Here is a 24,298-nt window from a genome sequence, read left to right on the forward strand (position 1 = left end):
TTTGCGCACCTAAACCTATTTATGAGGTGCGCTTTAACTTGCGCGCCAACACCTGCAACTGCTGCGCAATCTCCGCCACATCCACCTCATCTTGCTGCGGCGTCGCCGTGGTTTCCCGCAACACTAACTCGGTTTCCAGCGTCTTCTCTGCCACATCGCCGCCTTCCAGCTGCGCCAGCAAGCGATCAACGCTTACCGCGCCCAACTGCTGCAAATCCTGACGCACGGTGGTTAATGGCGGCTGATACCACGCGCTTTCCGCGGTATCGTCGTAGCCAATCAGCGAAATCTCCGCCGGGATCTTCACGCCGTGCTGATGCAGCGCGCGCATCGCGCCGAGCGCCATCTGATCGTTAGCCACCAGCAGCGCCTGCGGCAGAGTGTTGGGCAACTGCGCCTGCAGCGCCTGATAACCCGATGCCGCGCTCCAGTCACCGCTCAGCACGCAGAATGGCTTGAGCTGATGCGCCGCCAGCGCCTGTTGCCACGCGGCGAAACGCGCGCGCGCCGAGGCAGAACTTGCCGGGCCGTTTAACACGCCAATCTGGCGATGGCCGAGCGCCACCAGATGATCAACCGCCTGCTGCGCACCGGATTCGCTCTGATACTGGCACTGCGCCACTTCAGCGCTGCGCTCCACATCAAGAAACAGCACCGGCTTGTTGTCGCACTGTTGCTGAATCTGCGCAGCCTGCGCCGCATCGAGCGGCAGGTTAATCAGCAGCGCATCCACGCGCTGCGCCAGCAGTTCATTCACTGTATCCTGCGGCGCATTATCGGGATTCGCCATGGCGATCACCAGATGATAACCCTGCGCCGCCGCCCGTTGCTGAATCGCCGAAGCGATCTGCGCGGGCGCCATCAAGGCTAAATCGCTGGTGGCGAGACCCAGCGTGCGGGTGTTTTTGCCCGCCAGCTGCTGCGCCACGCGATTCGGCACATAGTTGAGCTGCTGCATCGCGGCTTCTACTTTGGCGCGGGTGCGCGGCGAAACCTGCTCGGAATGGTTGAGGACGCGGGAAACGGTTTGATAAGAAACCCCAGCCAGATGAGCAACATCGTCGAGGGTTACGGAGCGCGCAGTCATGAATCTCTCCTGAAGATTGAGCTGCGAGTGTAGCAAATTTTTCCCTGCCGACACGCACTTAAGCCGCTACACTGCCAAAGGTAAAAAGAGGAGAACCGGATGCAGCTCAATAACCATCAGATTCAGGATATCAACACCCTGGCGGCCTGGCTGGCGCTGGATCAGATGCCACAAGATGGCACGCTCGACATCGATTTAGCCATTCTCGCTGGTCACGCGGTCCTGCCGAACGTGGAAGCGGTGATTGCCGTGGCGAAAAAGTATCAGCTGCCGTTATTGATCAGCGGCGGCACCGGTCACTCAACCTCGCTGCTGGTGGAGATGCTTGCCGCACATCCGCTGTATCGCCAAATCGACAGCAAAGGCAAAAGCGAAGCCGAGTTGCTGGGCGATGTCGCCCGCGTATTTGCCGCGCTGCCGGACGATTTGCTACTGCTGGAAACCGCCTCACGCAACTGCGGGGAAAACGCCGCCTTCAGCCAAAAGCTACTGGATGAGCACAGCTGGCAGCCGCAGCGCGTGCTGCTGGTGCAGGATCCGCTGATGCAGCGTCGCACCTGGGAAACCTTCCGCTATCAATGGCGCGATCGTGCGGATGCACCGGAATTTATCAGCTGGCCGGTATTTGTGCCGCAGGTGATGATGGACGCGGGCATGCTGCGCATCATCGGCGCGCCGCCGCAAGGATTGTGGTCGATGGAGCGTTTTCTGTCGCTGCTGATGGGTGAAATCCAGCGCCTGCGCGACGATGAAAACGGCTACGGGCCGCGCGGAAAAGGTTTCCTCGGCCACGTCGAGGTGCCAGAAGCGGTGGAAGCCGGCTGGCAACGCCTGAAGCAGTTGCCCGGCGTGCAGTCACGGTTGTGATGTTTCGGTCGCCATGAATGGCGACCAACGTTATCGGTTCTGCACATACACCTGCAAATTGACATACACCGCGTTCAGCAACGGCGTCACTACGCCGCTGCGTGCGCCGCGCACCAGCAGATCGCCAATCACCTGATCGGCCTCAATCTCAAAGCCCTGGGTTAAATCGCGGTACATTGACGAGGTCATCGCCGCTTGAGGATTGTTCAGCGTCTCATAAATCTTCGCCGTCACCGCCGGACGCTGCTGATAACCTTCCGCACTCAGCACCGCCAACACCTCACCAAAAACGCCTTGCAGCAGCGCTTCGCCACCTTGTGACGTCAGCACCTGTTGCGTATTGCCACGCGCGATACAACACACCGCACCCAGCGTGCTGAGCAGCAACCATTTTTCCCACAGCTCGCTGATGATGTTGTCGGCAAACACCGTATCAAACTGCGCCACGCGCAGCGCTTCATCCACGCGCTGCAAACGCGCATCGTTGTGACCGTCCAGCGCGCCGTAATAGAGAATATGCAGCGGTGTCATCTGCATCACTTCGCCATTTTCTCCCAGCGTGGCGTTGATTTTGCACAAGCCGCCAATCACCTTGTCGCCAAAACGCGCGCGCAGCGTATCGAAATGCCGCATGCCGTTGAGGATCGGCATAATCAGCGTGTCCGGACCGACGGCGGGCGCGATGTCATTCATCGCCTGACCCAGCGCGAAGCTTTTCACCGTCAAAATAATCAGATCGTAATGGCCATCAAGCGAACCGGCCTGCGCCAGCTGCGGCTGAATCACTTCGCTGCCGCCGGGCGTTTTCAGCACCAGACCGGTTTGCTGCAACTGTTGAAAACGGCGCTCGCGCACCAGAAAAGTCACATCACGTCCTGCTTGCGCCAGACGCGCACCAAAATAGCCGCCGGTGGCGCCGGCGCCGACTACCAGAATACGCATGGTCAATTTTCCCGTTGAGAGTGAAAGTCTTACCTTAAAGTGACCGGCGACGGCTTTCCAGCCCGTAAACGCTGAATCACCTACAAGATTTTAACGATGTTTAAAAAAGGCTCAAACTGTTCGTATTTACTCGTACAATAGGTTTAGGCTGTTGCGCAGCGGCGGGCAATGGTGCGCGCCGCAGAACGAGTCGAATGACTAAGGACGCATCATGCCCCGAACCCTCCCCATCGAACGTTATCGCAACATCGGCATCTCCGCGCACATCGATGCCGGTAAAACCACCACCACCGAGCGCATCCTGTTTTACACCGGAATGAGCCACAAGTTAGGTGAAGTGCACGATGGCGCGGCAACCACTGACTGGATGGCGCAGGAGCAGGAGCGTGGGATCACCATTACTTCGGCGGCGGTGAGCTGCTTCTGGCCGGGCATGGACGGCAGCTTTACGCCGCACCGTATCAACATCATCGATACGCCCGGACACGTCGATTTCACCATTGAAGTTGAGCGCTCAATGCGCGTACTCGATGGCGCGGTGATGGTGTATGACGCGGTTGGCGGCGTGCAGCCGCAGTCTGAAACCGTGTGGCGCCAGGCCAACAAATATCGTGTGCCGCGCATCGCCTTCGTCAATAAAATGGACCGTCAGGGCGCAGACTTCTTCCGCGTGGTGCAGATGATGAAAGATCGCCTGCACGCCAATCCGGTGCCGATTGTCATTCCTATCGGCGCGGAAGAGCACTTCAGCGGCGTGGTCGATCTCAACAAAATGCGCGCTATTTACTGGGACGACGCCAGCCAGGGCATGAGTTTCAGCTATGCACCGATTCCTGCTGAGTTGCAGGCACTCGCTGCTGAGTGGCGCGAGAACATGGTGGCAGCGGCGGCAGAAGCCAGCGAAGCACTGATGGATCGCTATCTGGAGCAGGGCGATCTCAGTGAAGAGGAGGTGGTTGCCGGATTGCGTCAGCGCACCTTGCTCGGTGAAATCCAGCCGATGCTGTGCGGCAGCGCGTTCAAAAACAAAGGCGTGCAGCGCATGCTCGACGCGGTGATTGAGCTGATGCCTTCGCCGCTCGACGTACCGGCGGTGAGCGGCGTCAACGAGCAGGGCGAACACGATGAACGTCATGCGGATGACAGCGAACCGTTCTCGGCGCTGGCGTTCAAGCTGATGAGCGATCCTTACGTGGGCCAGCTGACTTTCGTGCGCGTCTATTCCGGCGTGCTGCGTAAAGGCGACAGCGTGTGGAACGCGGTGAAAGGGCGCAAAGAGCGTATCGGTCGCATTGTCCAGATGCAGGCCAATGACCGTATTGAGATCGAAGAGATTCGTGCCGGCGATATCGCCGCCTGCGTGGGTTTGAAAGAGGTCACCACCGGCGAAACGCTGTGCGATCCCCATGCGGTGATCACACTTGAGCGCATGGAGTTTCCCGATCCGGTGATTTCGCTGTCGATTGAGCCGAAAACCAAGAGCGATCAGGAGAAAATGGGCCTGGCGCTGCAGCGGCTGGCGGCCGAAGATCCGTCGTTCCGTCTGCACACCGATGAGGAATCGGGCCAGACGATTATTTCCGGCATGGGCGAGCTGCATCTGGAGATTATCGTGGATCGCATGAAGCGCGAGTTTGGCGTGGAAGCCAACATCGGTCGGCCGCAGGTTACCTATCGCGAAACCATTCGCAAAACGGTGCGCGAGGTGGAAGGCAAGTTTGTGCGCCAGTCGGGCGGTAAAGGTCAGTACGGCCATGTGGTGCTGACGCTGGAACCGCAGCAGGCGGGGGCCGGATTTGCCTTTGAAGACGCCACCAAAGGCGGCGTGGTGCCGCGCGAGTTCATTCCTTCGGTGGAGAAGGGGATTCGTGAAGCGCTGAACAGCGGTGTGCTGGCTGGTTATCCGGTGGTGGACATCAAAGCCACGCTGACGTTTGGTTCGTACCACGATGTCGATTCATCGGAAATGGCATTCCGTATGGCGGCGATCTTTGGCTTTAAAGCCGCCGCGAAACTGGCCGATCCGGTGATCCTCGAACCGCTGATGCAGGTGGAAGTGGAAACGCCGGAAGAGTATGCCGGTGGCGTGATGGGCGATTTGTCGGCGCGGCGCGGTACGCTGCAAGGCATGGATGAACGCTTTGGTGCACGCATTATTCGCGCCGAAGTGCCGCTGTCCGAGATGTTTGGCTACGCCACCACGCTACGATCGATGTCGCAAGGCCGCGCCACTTACAGCATGGAGTTTGCGCACTATGCGGAAGCACCCCGCAACGTGGCTGAGAGCATCATTGCCGCGCGCGCCTAAGCTTTAGTATGAAATCAGACCGGGCACAGAGGTAACACTTTGTACCCGGCCTACTTTTAAATCGACCTGTCGATCGCGTGAGTCATTTAGCACCAAAAATGGACAGTTAATTTCCGCCAGGAAGCCGATAGTATTCGCAGAATCAGGGATATTTATCGGAAATTAATCATGGATGTCATTTATCTGGATCAGTCTTGCTACCACCAGCAGGGCTTAATTGCGCTGCTGGAACATTCAAATATCACGTGCTGTAATACGCTTCGAGAAATGAAGGCGCTGATGCGTGACAGGGAAAAAACCGCCACTCTTTCGCCAATCATTATTTTTGATCTGCCAGAAAACTTCCGCGCGGCGCTGGCTCAGATAGATTATCTGACCAGACTAAAAATCACCTTGAACGCGACGCTGATTTTCTTTTCAGATTCAGTGAAAAACAAGATTAACTACAGCAGCCATGCCATCGCAGCCGATTGTTTTATCGATAAAAAATCTTCAACCGGTACCATTAGTACTAAGCTGGCAATGATGCTGTGCCAGCATAAGAGCGACCAGCTAATGACGGCTCCCGGATTAAATAATCATTTAACCAGGAAGGAGTTTAACTTTCTGCGATGCTTATTCACTTACGAATCGATTGAAGATGTGGCGAAAATAACCGGGATAAATAAAAAAACGCTTTATAGCCATCAGAATAAAATCGTTAAAAAACTCAATCTGAAAAACAGCCTGCACCTCTATCAGCGTTTCACCAATAATTTTTAAATCACAAATCTAATGCATAATACCGATAATTTGATAACTGCGTCTAATCATCGCACATTCCGTAGCGGCGCGATTTATCGCGCAATAAATTGCGCCGCTACAGTGTGTGCGCTCGGTAATTGCAGTTTTTATTGCGTCGTCGGGGTATAAATAATTCTCAACGTCCCCTGATAACGGCCCGCTGTTTTTGACGATAACGTGAAGGCGGGTGTAACAAGCTGCATCGGCGCAGGAACGCACAGCACTGAATTGCTCTGTCCCGGTAACACCACCCGTCGCAACACACCTCTGTTGGTGCCACTCCAGATAATCTCACTGCCGTTCTCAACCACCTGACGCGCTTTGGTCAGCGGGTTGATTACTTCAATCGCATAATCGAGGCGATTTTGCGCCAGAGTTTTATCCGCGCCTGTGCGATATAGCGAAAACAACCCCGTTCCCCGGCCGGGCGCGGCTGCACCTTCGTCCTGAAACAACAGGCTAACCCGGTTGCTGTCAGAATTATTGCCGTCGTACAGGCACATATCCAGCGAACGGCTGCCGCTGACGGTGGTAGTGGCGCGCCCACCGGGGAAAGTTTTTAAACCGAGATCCACAGTGGCGGCCGCATTGCCAAACTCAGGCAGATAGATCTGCTGGTTGCCGTAATCTGTCACCTTAAAGGTCATGTTGGCGATCCAGTCACCCATTTTCGTCACGTTGGTACAACCCACATCTACGTTTTGCGAATTTCCGGTGCAGGACGTCACTGGCCACTGCATCAGCGACATTTTCAGCGTCGCGCTCCATGTGCCCGCCGATGGGAATTTACTCAGCTCGGAAGAGGGAAGATAAGCCGAATAATCGGTGCCATCGCCACGCGGCGTGACGGCACCGCCAAACGCATTCATTGGTACCAGATTGGTCGCCACCACCACATTATTCAGTGAGCGCCTTTTGGTGAGATAGACATTCAGTACCAACGTCTGTTTGGTGCTGCTTTCGGTAAACAACAGTGGAACGGGGTAGGGTGACGGCGACGCTTCAAGCCAGACAGGTAATGTCAGGCAGGCACCATATTGATTGCTGGTGCGCGACTGGCAAACCAGCGTATTGCGGCCCCATTTTGGTGCGTCATTGGTATCGTAACCGCCATTTTCATTGGTCCAGATCGGCAATTGCGCCGGTACTGACATGCGGTCAAAGGTTACGGCAACGTTGGTATTGCGCCCTGAAGGCGTGAGCATGGCGGCCTGCACCTGCATGCCCGCGACGAGGGCCAATAGCGTCAACGCGCTAATAACTCTACTTTTCATTTAAAATCCCTATTGTTGTTCCGGCGAAGACGACGTGGTACGTGCCAGCGGAACCTCATCCGCATGGCGGGTGACAATCAGCATTTTTGCTCGTTGCTGCACATCCTGCGGCACTGAAGCCAGCTCGATGGGTTTGCAGTCGCTGTCGCCGACATAGCGCACTACGTCATGGGTGCTTTTCACCTTCATTTCACAGCGGTACATCTGCATGCCGCGCACCATGTACAGATTTTTTATGCGGTGATCGGTCTCAGCGCTGAATCCGCCCTGGCCTAAACCGGACCAGCTGGCGACATTCAGCGGCGTGGCGCCTTCCAGTGGACGCTGTTGGTTGATCATCAGCCTGCCAAGCCAGGTGTAGCGCGAAACAATATTCACTTTGCTCACCAGCATGCGGCCCGGCGCGATAAACAGCGTGCGTCGTCCGGCACCCTGGGTGATTTCACTGCGCATACCGTCGGTGGATTCGATGGAATCGTTGATGCTGATCGCGCTCTGGGTGTAAGCCGGTACGCTGAATAAAGTGCGGCCGGTGCCATGTAGGCTGGCGCTGCCCGCGCCATCAACGGAGACATCCACGCGTGTGTCGCGGCTTTCATCGCTGCTTGCCACATGCACGCCCACCGCCGCCCCGGGCAGGCCGTTGCCCCATTTGCCCCAATAGAGGCCGGAACGCGCTACCGCCAATGAGGAGTTGTAGCTGCCGCTGCTGCTGAAGCGCTGAGCGGATGAACCGGACGACGCAGAGCTGAATGCCAGGCTGCCGCTGCCGTATTCGCCCGCAGTTTTGCCGTAAACGGAAGCATTCAAAGTATTTTCCTGATTACCGTTAAGGTTCACGCCGATCTCCTGCTGATTCTGCGCATCGAAATACCAGTTTTGCGACACGTTATAGCCAACCTGATCCTTGTTGTTGCGATCGGTTTGGTAGGTCATGCCGAGCGAACTGTAGCTCGAACGTGAATCGATGGTTGGCGTGCTGACGCGCGAGAGTGAGACGGAGAGGAAGCCACCGTTGTCGCGCTGAGTTCCGCTGCTGCTGGTGCGGGTAAAGAGATTGGCGCTGGTATTAATATTGAGTCCGTTGACGCTGAAGCCGCGCCCCAGGCCAGCCTGCCAGGTGGTAGTCTGCGTTTTACTGTAGATGTTGCGGCGCGCCCACTGCGGCACGACGCCGTTATCATCCCACTGCACCGGAAGCACATTGCGGCCCTCGTTCTTGCTGGCGCTGTAACCGGCATTCAGATACCAGCTTTTCACCGGCACGCTGAACATCAGGCTGCTGCTCTGGTAGCACCCGCTAAAACCGTATTGCCCACCGTTGTTGCTGTAGCAATCCTGCGCATACAGGGCGCTGCGGTAGAAACTGAGGGAGAATCCGTCGTTATAAGCGACCTGCTGGATATTGCCGCGCGAACCTTCGCTGCCTTTCAGGTAGCTAAAGCGGGTGGTGAGGATGCCGTCGAGCAGCGGATTATCAAATCCGTGGCTCCAGTCGAGTGCGCTTTCGATAAAGCGGTTGCGGTTGGTCACGGCGACACCGCCGGTCAGCGCAGCGTCTTGCATCACAGGCACTTTGATGCCCGCCTGCATCACACGGCGATCGGCACCCGATTGCGATGCAGCGCCGTTGCCCTGCATCTCGCGATCGGGAATGGAGCCGCCTTGCACAAACCATTCAATGTTCTGGCTGGTGGCATTACCGGTGCGGCTAAAAGGAACCTGTTGGGTACGCGACAACTGATTATCTTCATAGATACGTAGCGTCACGCTGTAGCTACCATTGGGAAAGGCGCTGGTATCAAGATTTTGCGTGCCGGCATTCAGGTAAAAGGTGCCAAGCAGTTGCTGCCCGCGATAAGCATCAATACGCGACGGGCGCGTAATAAAGACAGTGACCGGCGTGCCTTGCGCCGCCTGTGCGCGGTTCATCCAGGCGAGCGTCGAACCGACGCGCGCCCCTTCGATGGTGCTGAGCGGCAGTTGGCTTAAGGTAATGTTGCCGCCGGCGTTGCTGAAGATATCGCGCGAATCCATGCGTCCGGCCTGCACATAATAGCGTTTGCCGAGATCGCGGCGCAGAAACACGTTGTTAAAACGCACTTCCTGATGACTTTGCTGCCGGTATTTTTGCGCCAGATAGTCCCAGTCAATTCCGGCATAGCTGTTTTCAGTGAATCCTAGCGCGCCCGCCCCCTGCAGCGATAACGTCTGGTCATCGCGGTTGGTGACGAAGTTAATATTCTGCTGATGAATAAACGCCGCTTCCGTTTCGGCAGTCTGCTGGTAATAGGGCGATGAGTTGTCAGCCGCAAGCGGCACAAATTCCGGGCCGAGAAACAGCGCCACTTTGGCATTATTTTCGTCATAGATTAGCGCGAGGGAATCGGTCTCCAGATAGTCACAGCCCGCTGCGCCGCCGTTGCTGCTGCATGCCTTATTACCGTTGCGTGCCAAAGGTTCACTGATGAGATGGTCTAAGCGCTTTTCCTGCTGCGGATCCTTTTGATAATGCTGCATCACCGCCCGTGCAACCTGATGCGGTTTCAAGAATCTGACGCTATCCAGCGAAACAGAAGCTTCAAACAAGCCAAGCGATTGCCCGTAAACAGAAAGGTTGACCCACAGCGTCTGGCCGGTAACCAGCGATTCAAAACCAGGCGGAACCTGCGTGGCAGCACGAGGAGCAAGAGAAGGGATCAGGGTAATGAAAGAGGCTATTAAAGCGACGTGAATATTGACCTTCATTACAGCATCCTGCTGAAAAAGAATAATAAGGGGGCCGAGCGGCCCCCGAAATAATTGATCAGTCAATGCCGACAAATTAGCTCTGCGTGGTGGCCTGCGTAATTAACAGGCTCACAACGCCGGAATAGGTGCCGGTTGCCAGCACGCCCGGCGTGGTCTGCGAAATTTTCAGTGGCAATACTGACGAACCGTTTGCGGTGCCCGCCGGGAACAGCGAGGCGTAAGTCAGGGCCGTGTTCGTGGTGGTGATCGGTTTTAAATCCGCACCCAGCGTGACGGTCAAAGGTACCGCTGTACCGGTAACGGTATTGTTAAGCTGAGCGGCACTCACCAGCGCAACGTTGATATTGGCAGTTTGCGAGTTCGACCAGATTTTGGTGTCCAGAGAATAGGTAGATAAACCACGGCCCGGAATATATTGCATATTAATGGTGCCGGGTAATGCGGTTCCGTCCGCCTGCGTCATATCCACCGTCGAATCAACATTCGCATTCACCGTAATATCTTTCTGCACCGCCTGTGCATTAAATACAGCCGTTAACGCAGCAGCGATGACTAGTGGTTTGATTAATTTTTGCATTTGTAGCTCCGTGAAAATCCTTGTACTGGCCGTAAATGACCGTCTCATGGGTAATGAACTGCTTTATAACAAACAGGTTGTTATTCCTTTAATACGTTGATCAGTGTCCGATAACGTACTCGGCGATATTCCGCGTATTGAGATCAACATGTTTTATTCTGACTTCCTGGGCAGCGGCTAATTGTGCCGAACTCCAGGCTTTAAAACGCAATGTCTCATCCGGATAAACCGTGGCGTGTTCTTTTTTCCACTGACAGCTGCTGCTGCTATGTTGTTTTGAGCAAACCGCGACCTCACGAATCACTACGCGAACCGTGCCAGCGTTTTTGACTTCGCCTGATGCTGATTGTGTGAGCGATAATCTGGCATTACGCGGCGGAATATGTACCAGCACGCCCCAGACTAAATTGATGCCGACCTGGTTGCTGATGTTATTATTCTGCGGCGATTTATCTTTCAATTCATCCGGGGCAGCCACGGCCTCGAAGTAAACGCGCCAGGCAGTCTCTTTTTCTGGCGGTTGTAATGAAATCAGCCGAATAATGCGTTGTGAACCGGAAGCCAGCGCGAATTTATCCGGGGTGGCGATAAGCGATGGCGAAACGGCATCTTCAACCAATATTTCTTTTTCAAACGGTGTTGCAGGGCGCTCAATTCGCTTGATGCTGACGCGAATAAACTGCGCTTCACCGCTTTGCGATAATGTCTGCACCTGTGCCGCACCCTGATTATTTAGGGTGACTTCCATCGGATAGACACTCATATTCGCCCATGCCGCTGGCATGGAAATAAAACCCATGAGAATCAGTGGGTAAGCGAGTTTTTTCACCAGAGTATTATGGCTTAAAATAGCCATTGAAAGGCCGTGACGTAGTGTCTTATGCGGTGAGTCGTCCATGATAAATCCTTATAAATTCCATCAAAAATCTGTCGGATATTCCCTGTATGAATCGGCTTAGCTATAAACCAGTCTCACTTAACCAAGTGGAATAACCGTGCGTTAAGAAAGTTCTCATAGGGGATTTGTTAAGTCACTGTCCATTTTTGTGGTTAATTTTTTTAAGCCGTGCTACAAAGGGAATACTTGAGGAAATATCGCGACCTAACTTAATGAAATAATTGTAAAAACAAAGATCAATTTTCAGGCTTAGAAATGGGCATGTCAGCTCAGAATAAATCAAGCTTTACATAAAATAGTCCATTGATGGTAAGATCGTGCCCAGAAGGGCAAAAAGACCCATGTTAATCTTAAAATATTAACCTCAGAAATAATACCTCCATAAAGCATCATCAACCGCCTCTCAACAGGATTTAAATAAATCCAGGAGCATGAGGGTGATTTTTAAAAAATTTTATAATTGATAACCAGGCACACCACACAGCAATATGAAAAGCAAACAGCAACTCACAGCATTAATTCACCAACGCGCAGCCGAGATTAAGTCAAATGACAACATCTCATTAGTTATGCAGAAGCATTACAAACTGTTGTTCAGACTGTATCTGACTAAGCCGCTCTATTTTAAAGTCATTTTCAAAGCTAATCGCTTTATTATTGGCTCGGCCATCATGGCGTACGCCTTCACCTCAGCAAACCCAACGCTGCGTGATGTAAAAGACTTTTGTAAAAAAACCGGTCTGATTAGCGACAACACTATTGATTCCTTTCTGCTCTTTATTCGGGTCGGTGGGCGTATGGAAGTTAAAAAGGACGCGCAGGATAAACGAAAGTTAACCTACACGGTGACCCGCAAAGCGCTGGATGAAACGCGGGCTTTAATTAATACCATGATGATTCCTTACGGTATGTTGTACGACGATTTCGATGTTTCGGCTTGCCTGAAAATGGAAAACTTTCATGCCGAATACTTCAAAAAATACGCTGAAATCACGCTCAAGCATGTTTACTTGTTCGATATGGTGCCAGAGAGTAAAGCCTTCATTTTCAGGGATGCCGGGCACATGCTGTTGATGGATCTGTACATCGAGAGTCTGCAACAAAAAACCACTGTTATTGAGTACAACTACCTGAAAGCGTCAGTGAAATGTGGTGTTTCGCGCTCGCACATTAAACGCTGCCTGCAGGACGCTGAAGCAGCCGGGTTGCTGACGCTGAATAAAACCAGTAATACGCTCATTTTGCATCTCTCCTTTATGCAGATGGCGCTGGATTATTTTGCGGTCTATATGGCGATGGTCGAGTACGGGTTGCGCGGTTTAACTGGCGTGCCTCAGCTACCGGCGAGCCTGTCACGATAATCTGCTTTTTCGCTGACTGGTGAATTGCCAAATCCAACAAATCGATTGCCACTATTGTCGTTTTACATTTATTTGTCCGGGTTTTAATAATTCAGCGGGAATTAATACAGGCCAGATTAAGGCCTTACATAATATTTACCTGCAATTACCAAGGACACTATGAAATTAACTTCAATAGCTTTGGCATTAGGTTTTAGCCTCCTGGGAAGCACGATTAACGCGGTAGCCGCCGACCAACCGGTAAGCGGCGGCAGCCTGACGGTCGGTGTTGAAACCGAGCCGACCACTTTTAACCCGCAGCTTAACGGTCAGGACAAAGCGGAAATCACGCTGCGTAACTTCTGGGAATCACTGCTGGCGCGCCGCCCGGATGGCAGCTTTGTGCCGTGGCTGGCGCAGAGTTATGAAGCCAGCCAGGATGGTAAAGTGATCCGCTTTAATCTGCGTCAGGACGTCACCTTCTCTAACGGCGAGAAGTTTGATGCCAACGCGGTGGCAGATAACTTCCGTCAAACTCAGGTCGCGCAATACTGCGCCGGCACCAGTTTGTGCCTGATGGGTTCGCATATTGAGAAGATTGAAACGCCGGACGATCACACGGTGGTGATCACCCTGAAAGAGGTCTACTCACCGTTTCTGTCCTTCGCTGCGGGCTTGCAGATTCTGGCGCCGGCCAGCTGGAAATCTCCACAGCTGAAATCGGGCGGCAAAGATCTGGCGGGCACCGGGCCGTTTATTCTCGAAAGCTATGAGAAAGGCCAGCAGGTGACCTACGTTAAAAACCCGAAATACAACTGGGCGCCAGCCACCGCGCAGCATCAGGGACAGGCGTATCTCGATCGCGTGACCTATCGCTTCCTGCCGGAATCTTCGGTGCGCACTGGCGCGCTGCTGTCTGGTCAGGTTGATGCTATTGAAGGCATTTCCGGTAACGATGCCGGTGAGTTCAAAGACAATCCCGACTTTACCTATCAGCATGCGCTGAACACTGGTACGCCATATTCTCTGTTCCTCAACGTGGAATATGGCCCGACGCAGGATGTGAAAGTGCGTCAGGCATTACTAAAAGGGTTGGATATCGATCCGCTGCTGAAGTCGGTGTATCGCGGCGAACGCACCCGCGCGTGGGGCATCACGTCGCCCATCGATCCGCTTTACAACAAAGAGCTAGAGGGCAAATACGGCAACAATCCGGATGCGGCCAATACCCTGCTGGATGAAGCAGGATGGAAAAACCGCGATGGCGAAGGCTTCCGCACCAAAGATGGTCAGCGTCTGCGCATTGAGCTGATTCAGGCACAGGCAACGGTGCGCGACCAGCGCGATGTGCTGCTGCAGGCGATTCAGGCGCAGGCGCGTCAGCGTCTTGGCGTGGATCTCAAGCTGAACTACGTTGATTCTGGTACTTATGCCGATGTGCGTAAAAGCGGTAAGTTCGGCACCATCGCCAACTCCAACACGCCAACCGATGGCGTGGATATCGAAAACCACTATCGTCCGATCGCTCAGGGCGGCGCAATTAACTATAGCCGCGTCAACGATGAGAAGATCAATGGCTTGCTGGATAAAGCCGCCAGCACGCTGGATCTTAAGAAACGCCGCGATTTCTACAGCCAACTGCAGCAGGTCGCATTACCGCAACTGGCATTGGCAGTGCCGCTCTACGAACCGGAAGATCAGTTAGCCACCGCCAGCTACGTGCATGGCTACGGTTTCCGCAGCTATAAGCAGATGCCAGAAAGCGTTTACGATGTGTGGGTAACTAAACCGTAATATCGCCCGTTCGGTCACCGTAGGGTCGCCACAAATGGCGTAATGCTTGTCAGTTAAGCCAACGACGAGTGCGCAGACCGGGACCACTTTTGGTCCGGCGGTCCTCGCGCCGCTAGCGCGGTACCTTCACTTTGCTCGTCTGCCTGACGGACCGGCGGAGACGGGACGTCCTGTCCCGGCTCCGCCTTTCGCCCGCGTCCTGCGGGCTCTCCTGGCTTCCTCGCTGCGTTCAGCGCTGCGGATTGCCTGCCCAAAAGTGGCCCCGGCCTGCTTAAACTTCTGTGCGTGTTTTTAGAAAGGGCACATTTGCTAAAGGCGCTGGCGCGTCTGCTGCGGCAAAAGGGCTATCCGCAGCGCTGAGGCTTTTACGTTGGGCCAGGAGCCTCACGCAGGGATGCGTGAGGCAGTTCGGGGCCGGCCAGGACGGCCGATCCGCGAACGGTCCGTTTGGCACAACGTTGAAGCCGAAGGTACCGCGTAAGCGGCGCGAGGACGGCCCGTGACGCAGCAGATGTGTCAGAGCCCGCTACCTGTTCAAAGCAAAATGCTTGCTTAACTGACAAGCATTACGCCATTAATGGCGACCCTACGAGGGTTTTATTTCCGTGGGCATTATTGCATCGCAATAAAATACCATTTCCCATATTCAACAAATCGATTGCCGTTATTCTCGGTTTACTTTAATCCGCCGGATTTTAATACTTTCGGCAGGATTGAATAAGGAAACGGTCACCATGAGTCAGCTAATTGAAGTTGCCAAGCCCGACGATGCGGAAGAAATATTTGCGCTATTGCAACGCGCCTATGCTGCGCTGGTGGCGCTGGATGTGCATTTCACCATTTCACAGGGCAACGTCGAGCAGGTGCGCCGCGTCATCAAGCAGGAAACCGTGCTGGTGCTACGCAAATGGAAACGCGCGGTGGCGACCGTCACGGTGCGTTTTCCGTGGCAGCAGGATGAACATGCGCCTTCGTCGCTGCCGTTTATTCACTGGTTCGCCGTCGACCCTGATTACAAAGGGCAGGGCTACGGCCGCGACATCATTACCTACGCCGAAGAAACCCTGCTGAAAGAGACGCTGAAAGCGCCGGGCGTCTATCTCGCCACCGCCATCAAGCATCCATGGCTGAGCGAGCTCTATCTGCGTCGCGGTTATCAACCGTTCCATCACCGTACCAATCCATTAGGCGAAGCGCTGGTGTTTCTGAAAAAGGAATTCAACCCGCCAGCCGATCAACCCATCGCCAAAATCGCCTGAATAACTAAAAAAGCACCTGCAACCACCAAGGATCTTATGAAAGCGAATTCAATCACTCTCGCGCTGGGTGTGACCTGCCTGCTGGGAAGCGCATCTCTTTTTGCCGCTGAGCAACCGCGCAGCGGCGGCAGCTTAACCTTCGGCGTCGAAACTGAACCCGTGCCGTTTAACCCGCAGCTGAATGGGCAATCCAAAGCGGAAGTGACGCTGCGTAACGTGTGGGAATCGCTGCTGGCGCGTCGAACCGACGGCAGTTTCGTACCCTGGCTTGCAGAAAGTTATGAGGTCAGTCCGGATGGCAAAGTGTATCGTTTTAGCCTGCGCCGCGACGTCACCTTTTCCAACGGCGAGAAGCTGGATGCCAATGCGGTGGCCGAGAATTTCCGCCATGTGCAGGATGCAAAGTATTGCGCCGGCAGCAGCATCTGCGCATTGGGCGCGAGAATTGCCAGCGTGGCGACGCCAGACGATCACACCGTCACCATCACGCTGAAGCAGGGCTATTCGCCGTTCCTGTCGTTCGCCGCCAGATTGCAGATTCTGGCACCGGCCAGCTGGAACTCGCCGCAGCTGAAAGCCGGTGGCAAAGAGATTGCGGGCACCGGGCCGTTCATTATCGAGAGCTACGAAAAAGGCCAACAGGTGACATTCGTACGCAATCCGCACTACAACTGGGCGCCCGCCACCGCTAAGCATCAAGGCCCGGCCTATCTGGAACGCGTGACCTATCGCTTCCTGCCGGAATCCTCGGTGCGTACCGGCGCGCTGCTGTCCGGGCAGCTGGATGCGATTGAAGGGATTTCCGGCAATGACGCCGGTGAATTCAAAGACAATCCCGATTTCACTTATCAGCACGCGCTGAACACCGGCACGCCATATTCGCTGTACCTTAATGTGGAATACGGCCCGACGCAGGATGTGAACGTGCGTCAGGCGTTATTACAAGGGCTGGATATCGATCCGCTGCTGAAGTCGGTGTATCGCGGCGAACGCACTCGCGCGTGGGGGATTACTTCGCCGGTCGATCCGCTCTACAACAACGATCTCGAAGGTCAGTATGGTAACAATCCCGCTGCCGCCAACCAGCTGCTGGATGAAGCGGGCTGGCAAACGCGCGACAGCGACGGTTTCCGCACCAAAGACGGCCAGCGTCTGAGCATTGAAGTGATTCAGGCGCAGGCAACGGTGCGCGATCAGCGCGATGTGCTGCTGCAGGCGGTTCAGGCGCAGGCGCGCCAGCGTCTCGGCGTGGAGATCAAACTGCGCTATGTCGATTCTGGCACCTACACCGAGGTGCGCAACACCGGCCACTTCGGCTCGATTGCTAACTCGAATACCGAAACCGACAGCATCGATATCGAAAACCACTATCGCCCGGTGAAAGCTGGCGGGCCGATTAACTACAGCCGCGTCAACAGCCCGCAAATCAACGGCTGGCTCGATCAGGCGGCAGCGACGCTGGATATTAATCAGCGCCGTAAATTCTACAGCCAGCTGCAGCAATACGCGCTGCGACAGCAGGCGCTGGCGATCCCGCTGTATGAACCAGAAGACCAGATCGCCACCGCCAGCTACGTGCACGGTGCCGGTTTCCGCAGTTTCAAACAGATGCCGGAGAACGCGTACGACATCTGGCTCAGCGACCACTAATCAGGAGGCGAAGATGAGTCTGGAAAGCATTGTCACCCGAACGCCACGCGCGCGTCGGCCATCGGTGTGGCGCAGCGACCTGACGCGCCGCATCGTCAGCCGCCTGCTGGGCGGCGTTCTGGTGCTGTGGGCGGCGGTTTCGCTGGCCTTTCTCGGCGTGCATCTGGCGCCGGGCGATATCGTCAGCCTGCTGATCGGTGAGCAGCTGCGTACGCCAGCCATTGAGGCGGCGATCCGCGCCGAATGGGGCCTGAACGAACCGCTGTGGTGGCAATATCTGCACTATATGTGGCGCGTGCTGCACGGCGATTTTGGCCGTTCTTACATGCTCAACACTGAAGTCAGCCATCTGCTGGCCACGCAGCTGTGGCCCACCATCAAACTGACGCTGGCGGCGCTACTGGTCAGCATTATTTTTGCGGTGGTGATTGCCGTCGGCACCGCGCATCGTCGCATTGGTCGCCGCGTGGCTAACGGTATCGAGCTGCTGCTGGCCTCCACGCCCTCTTTCTGGATGGGCATCGTGCTGCTGTTTATTTTCAGCTTCACGCTGCGCTGGTTCCCGGTGGCGGGCGATCGCTCGCTATCGTCGCTGGTGCTACCGGCGCTGGCGCTCGGTCTGGCGCAGGGCGCGGTGATCGCTCAACTGCTGCGCCGCGAGCTGGAGCGCGCGCTGGATGCGCCATTCACCCTGACGCTGCGCGCATGGGGCGTGGGGGAAACCACCATTCGTCTGCGCCACGCGCTGCGTCATGCGGCGCTGCCTGCGGTCACGTTAACCGGCTGGCTGGTGGGCGGATTGCTGAGCGGCGCGGTGATTACTGAACAGGTATTTGGTCGTCCCGGCCTTGGCAAACTGACCGTCGATGCAGTGCTGGCGCAGGATCTACCCGTGGTGCTGGCGGTAGCCATTCTCTCGGCGCTGATCTACGTGGTGATGAGCACCCTGGTTGACATCCTGTCGCTGTGGATTGATCCGCGTCTGCGCGGGGAGAGCAAATCATGATTGCCGTGCTTCAACGTCTTCCGGTTGCGCTGCCCGCCGCGGTGTGGGCAGCGATTCTGTTTCTCATTGTATTGGCAATCGCGGTGATCGCGCCGCAGTGGCTGGCGCACAGCGATCCGCTGCTGGCCGATCCGGTTAACGCGCAGCTGCCGCCGTCGGCGCAGCACTGGCTGGGCACCGATCAGCTGGGACGCGATCTGCTGACGCGCGTGATCTACGGCAGCCGCTATTCGCTGCTGATCAGCGTGGCGGCGATGGCGCTGGCGGTGGTGTTTGGCACTTTGCTGGGATTGGTGGCGGCGCTGGCGCGTGGCGTGGTTGATGAGCTGTTGAGCCGCGCGGTGGATGTGATTTCCGCCTTTCCCGATCTGCTGCTAGCGCTGATGCTGATCGCCTTTACCGGGCCCGGCACTAACAACCTGATTATCGCGCTCGGCGTTGCGTCGGTGCCGCGTTTTGCCCGCGTGGTGCGGGCACAAACCTACAGCGTGATGACCTCCGGCTATGTTGAGCAGGCGCGTACGTTTGGCCTGTCACGTTTCACGCTGATCACGCGCCACATTTTGCCGCACGCCATTGCGCAGGTGCCGGCGCTGGCCACGCTGGGGCTCGGCACCGCGATTATTGGCACCGCCGGACTGAGTTTCCTCGGCATGGGACCGCAGCCGCCGACCGCCGAATGGGGCCTGATGCTGGCGGAAGGACGCAATTATCTGCGTAACGCGTGGTGGATCGCCGTGTGGCCGGGCGTGTTTATCACGCTGACGGTGATTGCGGTGAATACGCTGGGTCGTTACTGGCAGGCGTGTTTTGAAGGACGATCCGCATGAGCCAGCCGTTTATTGATATCCAGAATCTCTCGATTCGTTTCGGGCCGCAGCAGGTGGTGAAAAACCTCAACCTGCAGGTCGCGGCGGGCGAATCCGTGGCGCTGGTCGGGGAATCCGGTTCCGGCAAAACCCTGACCGCGCGCAGCCTGCTTGGCCTGCTGCCGGAGGGCGCAGTATTAACCGCCGACCGTTTCACCATTGACGGCCGCGATATGCGCCACGCCAGCCGCTGCGACTGGCGCGCGCTGCGCGGTCGCCGCATTGGCTATGTGTTGCAGGACGCGCTGGTGTCGCTCGATCCGCTGCGCCGCATTGGTCAGCAGCTGAGTGATGCCCTAAGCGCCGCCGGTCATCGCAACAATTTGCAGGACAAAAGCCTCGCACTGCTGAAGGCGGCAGGCATTCACGATGCCGAAAGCCGCCTGGAACGCTATCCGCATCAACTTTCGGGCGGCCAGCGCCAGCGTGCGTTAATTGCTACCGCGCTGGCCGGTACGCCAACCTTATTGATCGCCGATGAACCGACCACCGCGCTGGATATGACGGTGCAGCGCCAGATTCTGCAACTGCTGGCGCAGCGCCGCCGCGACGGCCATGGCCTGCTGCTGATCAGCCACGATTTGGCGGTGGTGGCGGAACTGGCGGATCGCGTGCTGGTGATGCGCGATGGCGAAGTGGTGGAGCAGGGCAACAGCGGTCCGCTGCTCCATCGTCCGCAACACGCCTGGACGCAGCGCCTGCTGCGCGCGGTACCAACGCCCGCCACGCGCGGTCTGCGCCTGAGCGCGGCTGAACCGACGCCGCTGCCGCCGCGCCCGACACCCAGCAGCGCACCGTTGCTGGAAGGCATCGGCCTGCATAAAGCCTATGGCGATCGCCTGGTGCTCAACGACATCAACTTCACGCTGCACGCCGGAGAGACGCTTGGCGTGGTCGGCGAATCCGGCTGCGGCAAAACCTCGCTAGTGAAAGTGGTGATGGGCTTAACCGAACCGGACAGCGGCACGCTGCTGCTGGAAGGTGAGCGCTGGGATCGTCTGCCGGAGAAAGCACGCCGCGCCCGGCGTGCGCGCTTGCAGCTGATCGCGCAGGATCCGTTCAGCTCATTCGACCCGCGCTACACGGTAGAGAAAATTATCGGCGAAAGCCTCGATAGTGCCGGAATTTACGGCGATGCGCGGCGTCAGCGCGTGCGTCAACTGCTCGATGAAGTGCAGCTCGGCGACCGCTTCCTGCAGCGCTACCCGCAACAGCTTTCCGGCGGTCAGCGCCAGCGCGTGGCGATTGCGCGCGCTTTTGCACCGAATCCGGCGCTGCTGGTGGCCGATGAACCGGTCAGCGCGCTCGATGTTTCGGTGCAGGCGCAGGTGCTGGATCTGCTGGCCGATATGCAGGCCGAACACGGCACCGCGCTGCTGTTTATCTCTCACGATCTCGGCGTGATCCAGCATCTGGCGGATCGCGTGCTGGTGATGCAGAACGGGCAAGTGGTGGAGAGCGGGGCGCTGCAGCAGGTGTTCGCCGCGCCGCAGCATCCGTGGACGCAAAAACTGTTACAGGCACTGCCGGTCATTCCTGACTGGCAGCCCGCGAACGCATATTAAGGAGAGCAGAATGAGTCAGACACAACGCCAGCTGCGGCTGGGCGCGATTATTCAGGGCGTATCCGGCAACATGTCGGCATGGCGTCATCCCGATGCGGTGGCGGATGCCAGCATTAACATCGATTACGTGCTGGATCTGGCGCGCAAAGCTGAGCAGGCGAAGATCGATTTCCTGTTTGTCGCCGATGGCTTGTACATCACGCCGCAGTCGATTCCGCACTTCCTCAACCGTTTTGAGCCGATCACCTTGCTGTCGGCGCTGTCGCTGGTGACCCAGAAAATCGGGCTGGTCGCTACGCTTTCTACCTCTTACAGCGAGCCGTTTACCGTGGCGCGCCAGTTCGCCAGCCTCGATCATCTGAGCGGCGGTCGCGTCGGCTGGAACGTGGTGACGTCGCCGCTGGAAGGATCGGCGAAAAACTTCTCGCGTAGCAGCCATCCAGAACACGACGAGCGTTACCGCGTTGCCAGCGAGTATTTGCAGGTGGTGAAAGGGCTGTGGGATTCGTGGGAAGGCGATGCCTTTGTGCGCGACAAACAGAGCGGAGAATTCTTCGCCGCCGACAAACTGCATACGCTAAATCATAAAGGACACTACTTCTCGGTGCAGGGACCGCTCAACGTCGGTCGCTCGCCGCAGGGCCGTCCGATTGTGTTCCAGGCGGGCGCGTCGGAAGCGGGCAAAGCCTTTGCCGCCGAAGCCGCCGATGCCATTTATACGCGCCAGGAAACGCTGGAGCAGGCGCGCGAGTTTCGTGAAGACGTGCGCCGCCGGCTGGCGGCACGCGGGCGCGATGCCGATGATATCCGTGTGTTCCAGGGCATCAGCGTGATTATTGGCGAAACGGAACAGGATGCCGAGCGCCGCTATCAGCAAACCGCCGAGCTGGTGACCATCGATAAAGCGCTGGAGTATCTTGGCCGCTACTTCGAGCATCACGATTTCAGCCAGTATGCGCTGGATGAAGCTTTCCCGGACATTGGCGAGCTAGGCAGCAACAGCTTCCGCAGCACCACCGACAAGATCAAACAGAACGCGCGCGAACGTGGCTTAACGCTGCGCCAGACGGCGCTGGAAGAAGCGACGCCGCGTCCGACTTTCCTGGGTACGGCGCAGCAGGTTGCCGAAGGGCTGGCAAACTGGTTCCTGCAGGGCGCAACCGACGGTTTTATCGTGCGTGGCGGTACGCCAACGGCGTTTGATGATTTTGTGGCGCAGGTGATTCCGCTGTTACAGGCGCGGGGTATTTATCGCAAAGAGTATGAAGGCGAGACGCTGCGTGAAAATCTCGGCTTGCCCGAACCCGAGAATCAGTTTGCGGCGCAGCGGCACAGGGTCGAAGTGGCTTAAAGGTCAAATGAACGCGATGAATCGCGCCGCTACGAATATGTGCGCTTTTTGTGTACGGTAATCAATCACCGCACATTCCGTAGCGGCGCAATTTATTGCGCAATGTTGAACATCACAACGCCGTCACGCCCAGCGCGGCGGCGCGATCTTTCCACTCCCGCACTTCGTCATAAAACGCCCGATCGCTCACGCTGAATCCACTAATCAAACTCTCCGCTAACAGATCCTGATAACGCTTTTCGCTGGTCAGTTCGCTCAACGCACTGCGCAATTTCTCGAGGGTTGCTGCATCGGTTTTGGCTGACGTAATCAGCGGCAGCGCGGCGCACAGCGGTGTTTCGCCGATGATCTCCAGCCCCGCCAGCTCCTGCGGGAAATTGCGGCGCAGCAGCGCCCAGGTGATGCAATCAATCGCCGCGATATCCGCCTCGCCCGCGCGCAACGCCGCCAGCGACTGGCGATGGCTGCCGCTAAATCGGGTTGCGCTGAAGAATGTCCCGTTCTGCGCCAGCGGCGCAATCACGTAGCGCAGCGAGTTGAAACCGGAGTGGGAATCGTTGCTGTTGCACACCGCGCGCCGTCCGCGAAAGTCGCTTAGCGTCAGGTTCTCATCTGCGCTGCGCACTACCAGCCAGCTGCGATAGCGCTGGCCGTCGCAGCCCTGGGCGCTGGAGAGGAAGGTGCCAACCAGCTGCACATCGGGCAGCAGCTCCACCAACGGATAACCACAGGTTTGGCTCAGCAGCAGCCGGTCATCGCGCCAGTGCGGCAGTAAATCCTGCGGCCAGCCAACCTCAGCTTGCACGCCGCGTTGTTGCAACAGCGTCGTTAGCGCTGAGGTCAGGCCGATAGTCGCCTGATGGTTGATGTCGTACATCGGTAACGAAAGAGTGGGCATCCTGTGCATCCTTTTGCGTACCCGGATGGGCATTAACCTCGACCGATTTGCGCCAGAAGCGGGTTATCCATTCGCCATAACCGGCGACGCGAAAACCGTGGTTACGCTGGTGATAACCATCGCGATACAGCAAATAGACTTTGCGTAATCCGTACCACGGCAAACCGGGTAGATCGTGATGTACAGAATGATAGTTGAGATTGAGGAACAGCAAACGCCACGGCAACGCGGCTTCGTTATTGACCGAGCGCGCCAGCGGCTCCTCGTCGGCACGATGCTCGTAGAAGGATCGTACTTTGGTCAGCATCAGCGCCGGATAACTCACCGTCAGCACCAACCACAGCGGCGAGAAGCCGTGCAGCGTCATCCAGTAAAACAGCCCGCTCAGTAAGGTGAGATGAATAATCCACATCGCCATCGCCGGTTTATCGCGATCAATAAAGGCAAGCACCAGTTTTTTGAGGGTGGCGGCCATATCCAGCAGCGGGCCGATCAGCAAACGTCCGGGAAAGGTGTTGCGCAGATGAATCACCTGCTGCTGCCACGGCTTGAGTTGCGCCCAGCGCGCCGGCGAAAGGTAGTAGGTTTCCGGATCTTCATCGGGATCGGTCAGCGTGTGGTTGCGGTGATGCGCCAGATGCGAGTCGCGGTATAAGCCATACGGATACCACACCGCCAGCGGCAGCGTGCCGAACAGCTGGTTGAGACGGGGAAAACGCGTCGGGTGGCCGTGAATCAACTCGTGCTGCAGCGACATATACCAGGTTGTAAACAGGACCAGCAGCAGCGTGCTCAGCGTTAACCCCAACGTTCGCCAATAGACAACGCTGGCGAACCAACCGCCGTACACCGCCACCATCAATAGCCACGTTGGCAATTCGCTGCGCCACAGCCAGCTGCGCGCCAGTTGATGCACCACGTCACGCTGTTGCGCACTGAGATAGGCGGATGTCCCTTTACTCATGGTGAAGCCGAACCTGTAAACAGTAATTAGGCTTTTGACGATGATTGATCACCGTGATGAACACAAAGAATCTCTTTTTCTTAGTTATGCAAAAAAGTTGATGAAGCGCGCGAAA

The 24,298-nt window shown here is 56.5% G+C and carries 19 protein-coding genes; 11 read left to right on the top strand and 8 right to left on the bottom strand.

The window, feature by feature from the left end; translation table 11 throughout:
• Positions 1-19 precede the first annotated feature (19 nt).
• Positions 20-1,087 carry a LacI family DNA-binding transcriptional regulator gene (locus AAF463_RS19735; protein WP_350262257.1) on the bottom strand — a complete coding sequence of 356 codons (1,068 nt, stop codon included), beginning with the start codon at positions 1,085-1,087 and terminating at the stop codon, positions 20-22.
• A gap of 99 nt (positions 1,088-1,186) precedes the next feature.
• On the opposite strand from AAF463_RS19735, the gene AAF463_RS19740 reads away from it, so the two are divergent.
• Positions 1,187-1,954, top strand: a complete 768-nt coding sequence (locus tag AAF463_RS19740; RefSeq protein WP_137387139.1) for a YdcF family protein — start codon at positions 1,187-1,189, stop codon at positions 1,952-1,954.
• 30 nt (positions 1,955-1,984) lie between these two features.
• On the opposite strand, the gene AAF463_RS19745 is transcribed toward AAF463_RS19740, so the two are convergent.
• Entirely contained in the window at positions 1,985-2,896 is a 912-nt protein-coding gene (locus tag AAF463_RS19745) for a ketopantoate reductase family protein (protein ID WP_350262258.1), read from the bottom strand.
• 211 nt (positions 2,897-3,107) lie between these two features.
• Between AAF463_RS19745 and fusA the strand changes: the two genes are divergently transcribed.
• A complete protein-coding gene (gene fusA, locus AAF463_RS19750; RefSeq protein WP_350262259.1) occupies positions 3,108-5,204 on the top strand; it encodes an elongation factor G in 2,097 nt (698 codons plus the stop codon).
• A gap of 168 nt (positions 5,205-5,372) precedes the next feature.
• On the top strand, positions 5,373-5,966 hold the full coding sequence (locus tag AAF463_RS19755; protein WP_222184015.1) for a LuxR C-terminal-related transcriptional regulator: 594 nt from the start codon (positions 5,373-5,375) through the stop codon (positions 5,964-5,966).
• 128 nt (positions 5,967-6,094) lie between these two features.
• On the opposite strand, the gene AAF463_RS19760 is transcribed toward AAF463_RS19755, so the two are convergent.
• The 4 genes from AAF463_RS19760 to AAF463_RS19775 form a co-directional block, all read right to left on the bottom strand.
• Positions 6,095-7,261 carry a CfaE/CblD family pilus tip adhesin gene (locus AAF463_RS19760; protein WP_350262260.1) on the bottom strand — a complete coding sequence of 389 codons (1,167 nt, stop codon included), beginning with the start codon at positions 7,259-7,261 and terminating at the stop codon, positions 6,095-6,097.
• 9 nt (positions 7,262-7,270) lie between these two features.
• On the bottom strand, positions 7,271-10,009 hold the full coding sequence (locus AAF463_RS19765; protein WP_350262261.1) for a TcfC E-set like domain-containing protein: 2,739 nt from the start codon (positions 10,007-10,009) through the stop codon (positions 7,271-7,273).
• 76 nt (positions 10,010-10,085) lie between these two features.
• Positions 10,086-10,589 carry a CS1 type fimbrial major subunit gene (locus AAF463_RS19770; RefSeq protein WP_101761189.1) on the bottom strand — a complete coding sequence of 168 codons (504 nt, stop codon included), beginning with the start codon at positions 10,587-10,589 and terminating at the stop codon, positions 10,086-10,088.
• Positions 10,590-10,689: 100 nt separating this feature from the next.
• A complete protein-coding gene (locus tag AAF463_RS19775; protein ID WP_350262262.1) occupies positions 10,690-11,487 on the bottom strand; it encodes a fimbrial protein in 798 nt (265 codons plus the stop codon).
• 590 nt (positions 11,488-12,077) lie between these two features.
• Here AAF463_RS19775 and AAF463_RS19780 point away from each other — a divergent pair.
• From AAF463_RS19780 to AAF463_RS19815, 8 genes are all read left to right on the top strand, one after another.
• Positions 12,078-12,848 carry a hypothetical protein gene (locus tag AAF463_RS19780; RefSeq protein ID WP_350262263.1) on the top strand — a complete coding sequence of 257 codons (771 nt, stop codon included), beginning with the start codon at positions 12,078-12,080 and terminating at the stop codon, positions 12,846-12,848.
• Positions 12,849-13,007: 159 nt separating this feature from the next.
• On the top strand, positions 13,008-14,621 hold the full coding sequence (locus AAF463_RS19785; RefSeq protein WP_350262264.1) for an ABC transporter substrate-binding protein: 1,614 nt from the start codon (positions 13,008-13,010) through the stop codon (positions 14,619-14,621).
• Positions 14,622-15,355: 734 nt separating this feature from the next.
• Positions 15,356-15,880 (top strand): GNAT family N-acetyltransferase, encoded by a 525-nt coding sequence (locus AAF463_RS19790; RefSeq protein WP_350262265.1) that lies wholly within the window; start codon positions 15,356-15,358, stop codon positions 15,878-15,880.
• A gap of 36 nt (positions 15,881-15,916) precedes the next feature.
• Positions 15,917-17,530 carry an ABC transporter substrate-binding protein gene (locus AAF463_RS19795; RefSeq protein ID WP_350262266.1) on the top strand — a complete coding sequence of 538 codons (1,614 nt, stop codon included), beginning with the start codon at positions 15,917-15,919 and terminating at the stop codon, positions 17,528-17,530.
• A gap of 13 nt (positions 17,531-17,543) precedes the next feature.
• Positions 17,544-18,536: an ABC transporter permease gene (locus AAF463_RS19800; protein ID WP_350262267.1), complete on the top strand. Its 993-nt coding sequence runs from the start codon at positions 17,544-17,546 to the stop codon at positions 18,534-18,536.
• Positions 18,533-19,366 carry an ABC transporter permease gene (locus tag AAF463_RS19805; RefSeq protein WP_350262268.1) on the top strand — a complete coding sequence of 278 codons (834 nt, stop codon included), beginning with the start codon at positions 18,533-18,535 and terminating at the stop codon, positions 19,364-19,366. Before AAF463_RS19800 ends, AAF463_RS19805 begins: the two co-directional genes overlap by 4 nt.
• A complete protein-coding gene (locus AAF463_RS19810; RefSeq protein WP_350262269.1) occupies positions 19,363-20,970 on the top strand; it encodes an ABC transporter ATP-binding protein in 1,608 nt (535 codons plus the stop codon). Before AAF463_RS19805 ends, AAF463_RS19810 begins: the two co-directional genes overlap by 4 nt.
• Before the next feature lie 10 nt (positions 20,971-20,980).
• The gene (locus AAF463_RS19815; RefSeq protein WP_350262270.1) at positions 20,981-22,321 is read left to right on the top strand and encodes an LLM class flavin-dependent oxidoreductase; all 1,341 of its coding nucleotides are present in this window, start codon (positions 20,981-20,983) and stop codon (positions 22,319-22,321) included.
• A gap of 112 nt (positions 22,322-22,433) precedes the next feature.
• Here AAF463_RS19815 and AAF463_RS19820 read toward each other — a convergent pair whose 3' ends face one another.
• Together AAF463_RS19820 and AAF463_RS19825 are read right to left on the bottom strand one after the other, a co-directional pair.
• Positions 22,434-23,228 (bottom strand): PhnD/SsuA/transferrin family substrate-binding protein, encoded by a 795-nt coding sequence (locus AAF463_RS19820; protein ID WP_350262271.1) that lies wholly within the window; start codon positions 23,226-23,228, stop codon positions 22,434-22,436.
• Positions 23,116-24,183: a fatty acid desaturase gene (locus tag AAF463_RS19825; RefSeq protein ID WP_350262272.1), complete on the bottom strand. Its 1,068-nt coding sequence runs from the start codon at positions 24,181-24,183 to the stop codon at positions 23,116-23,118. Before AAF463_RS19825 ends, AAF463_RS19820 begins: the two co-directional genes overlap by 113 nt.
• Positions 24,184-24,298 lie beyond the last annotated feature (115 nt).

It is taken from the genome of Pantoea sp. BJ2 (assembly GCF_040255075.1).
GTDB lineage: Bacteria > Pseudomonadota > Gammaproteobacteria > Enterobacterales > Enterobacteriaceae > Pantoea > Pantoea leporis.